The sequence below is a fragment of the Flavobacterium sp. genome (assembly GCF_029242675.1).
Taxonomy (GTDB): domain Bacteria; phylum Bacteroidota; class Bacteroidia; order Flavobacteriales; family Flavobacteriaceae; genus Flavobacterium.
In genome coordinates, this window is sequence record NZ_JAQWTM010000247.1 from 1 (window position 1) to 6,220 (window position 6,220).

Sequence of the window (6,220 nt, forward strand, 5' to 3'; positions counted from 1 at the left end):
TTTAGAAAACACACTTCGTTCAACAATAAGGCAGTAGATTTTCATCACTCTTTATATATTGAAGCTAGTTACTTTGACAACTTCAATGCTACGAAAGAAGATAATCCAGCCTTTGAATTTTCAGGAAAAAATCAAACAGACATTACTTTTCGAAATCTAGTAGAGTTACTAAATGAATTTGTTTCTGAAAAGGAAAAATTATTCATTAGAAATTCAAAAGCCAATGAGTTAATCGAAAATTATAACAAGAACAAAGTATTTCCAGTTTTCAAAAATAATTCATACGATAATTTAAGAAAAATTGATTTAGAGAATGTAATCAAAGAATTATATAGTGTTCAACCAAAAATATTTCAAAGTCTAACTACAACACAAAGTAAAACAATCGTTGGGTTTTTAAATTTACTACTTGATACTGATCAAAGAGAAAGCGTACTAACTATTGTTGAAAATGTAGTAAAACTAACAGATGATGAAAGAGAAGAACTAGCCAAAACTTTAAAGAAAACAAGTTTATCTCATATAAATACACTAATAAAGTTACTAGAAAATAGATTTAATGTTGTAGAAATTTTAAAAGCATTAATTTACGATTTAGAAAAGTTCACAAATGAAAGGGAACATATTCAAAAAGTTATAGAGGATAATTATTGGTTGTTTGGTGAGCAATTTCATTTAGTTTCTGCTGACAAGAATTTTGAAATTTTATTAAATAATTATTTTGCACATCTCGAAATTAATAATAAAAAGCCTGAAATAATAGATGGCAAAGAGAAACTTAAAAGACCCGATATTTTTATTAGTAGAAAATCATATATTCCAGATGCTACTAATAATGATTTAACAATTGAAGAGAATATTATTGTTGAATTAAAAAGGCCTTCTGTAGTAATTGGCTCAGAACAGTTTCAACAAGTTGAAAGGTATTTAAGATTTATCATTGAGGAAGAACGTTTTAATAGTTTAAGAAGAAATTGGAAGTTTATTTTAGTAGGTAAAAAAGTAGATGACTATATCATTGACTTATATGAAAACCAAAAAAATAAAGGTCAAAAGTATTTAGTGCAATCAATAAGAAATTATGAAATTTACGCAATGACTTGGGACGACTTATTTATGCTATTTAAAATTAAGCACAAGCACTTGATTGATAAATTAGAATTCAAATCAGCTGTAATTGAAAATCTAGAAGAGAAAGGAATAAATTTAGACAAAGATGCTTCAGATGAATTAACCAAAATTGCGACTAACGGTCAATTAAACTAAACCCAATAATTAATAGCTCATAAAATTACTAATGAATAATAAATATGATTTTTATATAGATGAAAGTTGTCATTTAGAACACGACAAAATTCCAGTAATGTGTATTGGATACATCAAAGTTCCAATGAATGAATATGCTGAATTACAAAAAGAATTTAATAAAATACTGGTAAAACATAATCAAAAGTCAGAGCTAAAATGGAATAAATTCTCAAATGCAAGAACCGAATTATACAAAGAATTAGTAGATTATTTTTTTAATTCATCGCTACAGTTTCGTTGTGTTTTAGTGAAATACAAAGAGCGTCTAAATCATATAGATTTTAATCAAGGTTCTCACGACAATTTCTATTATAAAATGACCTATTATTTGTTGCATCCAAATAATAGTAATGGGGATGAATACCGTGTTTTTATTGATGTTCAAAATACTCGTGGCAGAGAAAAATTAAAAAAAATTAATGAAGTTTTCGATGCCGAGTACAAAGGCAAAAGCCCATTCAAACAATTCCAACATTTACATTCTCACGACAATAATTTCTTTCAATTAGCCGATTTTTTTATTGGTGCCATTACTTATAAAACAAGAGTAGTGATGAATAATATTATAAATCCAACTCAAAACAGAATGGATTTCATTAAATATTTAGAAACTAAATCAGGTTTTAATCTCGAAGAAGGAACAGAACCTTGGGAAACAAAGTTCAATATTTTTGATCACCAACCTAAAATAAAACTATAATGGATTTATTAGACTTGGATGATCACATACCCAATTTAGGAATTGACCCATCAGATGAACATTTAAAAGAATTGTATCAATTATTCAAAGTAGATTTTATTGATAATGATTTTTATTTTGACGGTTGTAAAGTAAAAATAGATATAGCAAACTCAAAAGAAGAAGGTTTTGAAACTTATCCACATACTTTTGTAAAAATCATTACAAGAGGAGATAAAGGAAAAAGAAATTTTGATAAAAAAAGAGCCAATAAAATTCATTGGATAAAACCAATACTGGAAAACAAAGATACAGAAGATGTTACTTGTTTTAAATTTTTAGAAGCAGATGGTAAAATCAGAGATTATTTTTGGTTCAAAGAAGGAAACTTTTTAGTTGTAATGGAAAAAATTACTCCAGACTATATGATTATTTCTTGTTTTCATATTGATGATGCAAGAAATCAAAAATACTATGAAGACAAATATACAAAGAGGATAAAATAAAAAAAGCCACAGGCTACGGTGCTGTGGCGTACGTTTTCACGAACCAGGTCCTTTTCCCTAGGGAAATGACTTTGCAAATATACAACTCTTGTACCAAAAAACAAATTTTCTATCAAAAAACGTATTTTTGACCAACTTCATACATCCATTTCATAAGTTTGAATAACAAAAAATATACCAAAAAAAGAAATTTCTTTAAATAACTCATTATCTCATTCATCTGCACAAAAATCGCTCCTAGTCCAAGTATTCCTAGCATCAATTATTTGTTTGCTTCATTTCGCTAATTTTATTTGTAATAACGAGAACATTCTTTTTCGTTCGTTGGTAAAAGAACGTTTTACAATTCAATTGCCACTCCTTCCCAACGCTCCAAAAAGTTTTTGTATGCTCAACAACCTATGTAATAAACAGAAACCAATGGAAATGAGCAACAAAAACTTTTCCCCAAGCTTAGTTACATAATGTGGCATTATAGTGCATAAAGAACTATCCTGCTATTAAAGAAATTAACGGATGCACTATAATAACATTATGTAAAAAAGCCGCTCACCCAACGCTCGTGCCAGTGGCTCCAGGACAACATTTTTTGCAGCTCCCATCGCATCACCCAGCTACAAAAAACACCGTCCTTCGCCACTGTCTTCAACAACGTTTGCCATTTCATAGGAAACTTTATGGTTATAATTACTTTCAAGAAAGTTTACGGTATCTGTTTTTAGCACCTTTACGCATAAATCGGTAGTGTTTTCATTGCTTTTGTAAGTTCTAAAAATGGCTTTAACTTTTAGTGATTTGTCTATGGTAAAGACATTTTTAGAACCCACAAAACCAAAAAAACCAGTAAGAGTATCATTTTTTATTTGCCAGAAGACCCCAAGTCATTGCTCCAGCGGAAAAGCCGATGCCATACCGTTCCTTATAATAACTTTGATAACCTTGAAGCATTATCTTTCTTTCAAGTCTATGGCATCAGCTTTTCCACTAAAGCAATCAGAAAAATCCAAGTAAGCAAATAAAAAAATGATACACTTACTTGCGCTACTGCCACATCGCACTTGGTAATATAATGCATTGTTTTTTGAAGATGCTTTCCATTTTCAATACAACATTCCGATTAAATTGAAACTTCTCTTTTCATAAGACAATTAGGCATCCTCAAAAATCAAATCTAAGAAAGAGTATCAAATTCTTTGGCCGGATAAAAAGCATTTCTATTGTTTGATTTGGATTTTTTATCCATCCAAAGAATTTGATACCCTTTCCGAAGACGACCACCTTCCAATTCAACATCCAATCCTTCAGACAAAATCCGATTAAACAAGAACATTTGATTTGGATATTCAAAACAAAAAATAAAAAAAAGAGAGTAAAGATAAGCTCCAGGTATTCAGAAAAAAAAGTTCAAGCCCTGCGGGTTTTAAAAAAAATCTCCACCCTTAACGGTTCGCAACAACAATCATTTCCGATTTCACGTCCATACTTCCGATGATGTTTCGGGTAGTATTTTTTTAAAAAAACTTTTTTTTCTGAAACCTTCCACTTAAACGGACGGCTTTCTTTTTTTCTTTTTTTTCTTTTGAAAAATTTTATAGGTCGAGCGTAGCGAGGCACACCTGCATTTCAATAGAAAATCTGCGAAAAATTGAAAATCTAATCAATTTTTAAAGCCGAAAGTATGCAGAATTTTATTATCAAAACCCACCAGAAAGGCACGATTTACTCGAAACCCCATTTATTCCTACTTAACAAAGGGATGAACAGCGGAAAGCCACAAAAAGAGCCATTTACAAACAGCTTTGTAGTCATTTTTGACTTAGAACAGGACTGCGAAAACCTTTATTTTGTTGCTTATAGTTTATGGAAAACTAATTTTTGGCATCAACATTTAGTTGGTTCTGTAATTCCATTTTTGCGCCTTAACGATTTCAAAAAAGAGTTTTTTGTTAAATCTAAAATGATGATGGAAGAACACGAAGCCCACGTTAAGCACATTGCAGCTCTAAAACTTTTGGAGCAAAAAGAAAAGCAATTTCACGAAAACATCAACCTTATCAACGATATGCGGAGAGTAATTTTACACCGCTACTGCAATAGATAATTCATTTTTTAATCATTAAAATCAATCTTATGAGCCTATTTTTATTATTTCAAACAGACAATTGGAAATCAAGAGCATCAAGAGTATTTTTTGGAGCTTTTGACAGTAGAACAAAAGCATTAGATTTTGCAAAATACTACGATTTGTATTGGTACAATTCCGAAGTGGTAGTAATTGAGGTAACACTCAATGAATTTAGAGAAATGTAAATCAAAAAAAGCCAAATCTAGACTTGGCTTTCATTTTGTTTAACCCAAAGGTCACCACAACTAGGGCTAAACTTATTTTTTGTGCTTCCGAATTAAAAATTTGAGTAAAATTGAAATTGTAAAACTGACTATTGCAACCAAAGTGGCTAAAATAATAGTTTTTACAACATCTTCCGAATTCAAATTTGGAATAATACTCAAAAGAGTACCGCCAGCGGTACCAACGAATGCGGGATTACTCGACTGCATCTTTGGTTGAGGTTAGTTGACTTACAGCGGAAATAACACCACCAGCAACTGCAAAATAACCTCCAATTGAAACTACTGCAACTGGCAACGCCACAGGCGCAGCCAAAATAGTTCCGCCAACGGCTGCTAATGCCAAACCAATATTTCGAAGCACTTTAAAAAATTTCGGAGTGGGAGCTTTCGCTCTATTTATAATTTTTTTCATAATCTGTTTTTAAAATTGAATAATTAATTCGACACTTTCTTTATTGTCCAAGGCTTTATAAACCAAGTTTTTTAAACTTGTAAAAGCTTTTCTCGACATCAAACCTAATCCTGGTCCAGAAAGTTTAGTAACAGGGGCAATACAGCCTTGCAATTCCTTTTGAGCATTATTGGCTGGATGAAATAGAATAAACTTTCTATTCGGTACATCCATCACTTCCATATGCCATTTGTATTTCTCACTGTATCGCTTTCTAATAAAATATTTCCCTTCCGGAATGCAGGAAACCTTCGTTTCGTTTTTCTTCCAAGGCAATTCAATTGTTTTACAAATTAATTTGCCCTCGCATTCGAGTTTCCCATTAGTTCCTTCAGGGAAATAAGTTCTTGATAGTACCAAAACCATCCTATACGCCACTAACCAAAGTTACCGCCAATGGGTTGAATGCACCATTTTTCAATGGGTACATTTGTCCATTTACTTCTTGGTAAAACTCAATTCCTAAAGCCAAAAACAAAGGTTTTGTACTTGCGGGCGTTACCGTGTTAGTTTGATTAATTGCCACCGTTGGTGTCGCATCCCAAGGTAAAATTGCCGTTTCCGAATGTGCTTCAACAAAGGTTTCAGCTTCAAAATCGATTTCAGTACCAGCCGAAATAATTTTAAAATGAGTAGTTCCGCTTGGTGCAGCAATCATATTTGACGGGATAAACGGAAGCAAATCAACCGTAATATTTCCAGAAACTCTGTCAATTGCTCCAACAAACGGAGCAAATAAACTTGTTCCAAGTTTCCCACGAATATTAAACTCAAAACCAGTCAATAATTCCGCTTCGCCATCAATTACATTTCGTAATCCTCTGATGCTTGTAACATCTGCTTGAATTACTTTAACCATTTGTTGGGTCAATCGGCTTACCATTCTGCTATCCGCAGAATTCAAAAGCAACGCTCTTAAAGCCG

General features: G+C 31.8%; 8 protein-coding genes and 1 pseudogene. 5 read left to right on the plus strand and 4 right to left on the minus strand.

The window, feature by feature from the left end:
- The 3 genes and pseudogenes from P8M54_RS09245 to P8M54_RS09255 all read left to right on the plus strand — a co-directional run.
- Positions 1 to 1,266: pseudogene (locus P8M54_RS09245) on the plus strand (ATP-binding protein); the annotation flags it as partial.
- A gap of 31 nt (positions 1,267 to 1,297) precedes the next feature.
- Complete coding sequence (locus P8M54_RS09250; RefSeq protein ID WP_300287511.1) at positions 1,298 to 2,008, plus strand: DUF3800 domain-containing protein; 711 nt, start codon at positions 1,298 to 1,300, stop codon at positions 2,006 to 2,008.
- Positions 2,008 to 2,493, plus strand: coding sequence for a hypothetical protein (locus tag P8M54_RS09255; protein ID WP_300287513.1), 486 nt, complete (start codon positions 2,008 to 2,010; stop codon positions 2,491 to 2,493). The genes P8M54_RS09250 and P8M54_RS09255 overlap by 1 nt, the downstream gene beginning before the upstream one ends.
- A 1,171-nt stretch (positions 2,494 to 3,664) precedes the next feature.
- Here the strand turns inward: P8M54_RS09255 and P8M54_RS09260 are convergent.
- Entirely contained in the window at positions 3,665 to 3,817 is a 153-nt protein-coding gene (locus P8M54_RS09260; protein ID WP_300287515.1) for a hypothetical protein, read from the minus strand.
- Positions 3,818 to 4,171: 354 nt separating this feature from the next.
- On the opposite strand from P8M54_RS09260, the gene P8M54_RS09265 reads away from it, so the two are divergent.
- Both P8M54_RS09265 and P8M54_RS09270 read left to right on the plus strand, forming a co-directional pair.
- On the plus strand, positions 4,172 to 4,594 hold the full coding sequence (locus P8M54_RS09265; RefSeq protein WP_300287517.1) for a hypothetical protein: 423 nt from the start codon (positions 4,172 to 4,174) through the stop codon (positions 4,592 to 4,594).
- Positions 4,595 to 4,623: 29 nt separating this feature from the next.
- Positions 4,624 to 4,803, plus strand: a complete 180-nt coding sequence (locus tag P8M54_RS09270) for a hypothetical protein (protein ID WP_300287519.1) — start codon at positions 4,624 to 4,626, stop codon at positions 4,801 to 4,803.
- Positions 4,804 to 5,038: 235 nt separating this feature from the next.
- On the opposite strand, the gene P8M54_RS09275 is transcribed toward P8M54_RS09270, so the two are convergent.
- The 3 genes from P8M54_RS09275 to P8M54_RS09285 all read right to left on the minus strand — a co-directional run.
- Positions 5,039 to 5,257, minus strand: a complete 219-nt coding sequence (locus tag P8M54_RS09275; RefSeq protein WP_300287521.1) for a hypothetical protein — start codon at positions 5,255 to 5,257, stop codon at positions 5,039 to 5,041.
- 9 nt (positions 5,258 to 5,266) lie between these two features.
- Positions 5,267 to 5,662, minus strand: coding sequence for a DUF5675 family protein (locus P8M54_RS09280; RefSeq protein ID WP_300287523.1), 396 nt, complete (start codon positions 5,660 to 5,662; stop codon positions 5,267 to 5,269).
- 1 nt (position 5,663) lies between these two features.
- On the minus strand, positions 5,664 to 6,220 hold a 557-nt coding region (locus tag P8M54_RS09285; RefSeq protein ID WP_300287525.1), incomplete at its 5' end, for a hypothetical protein.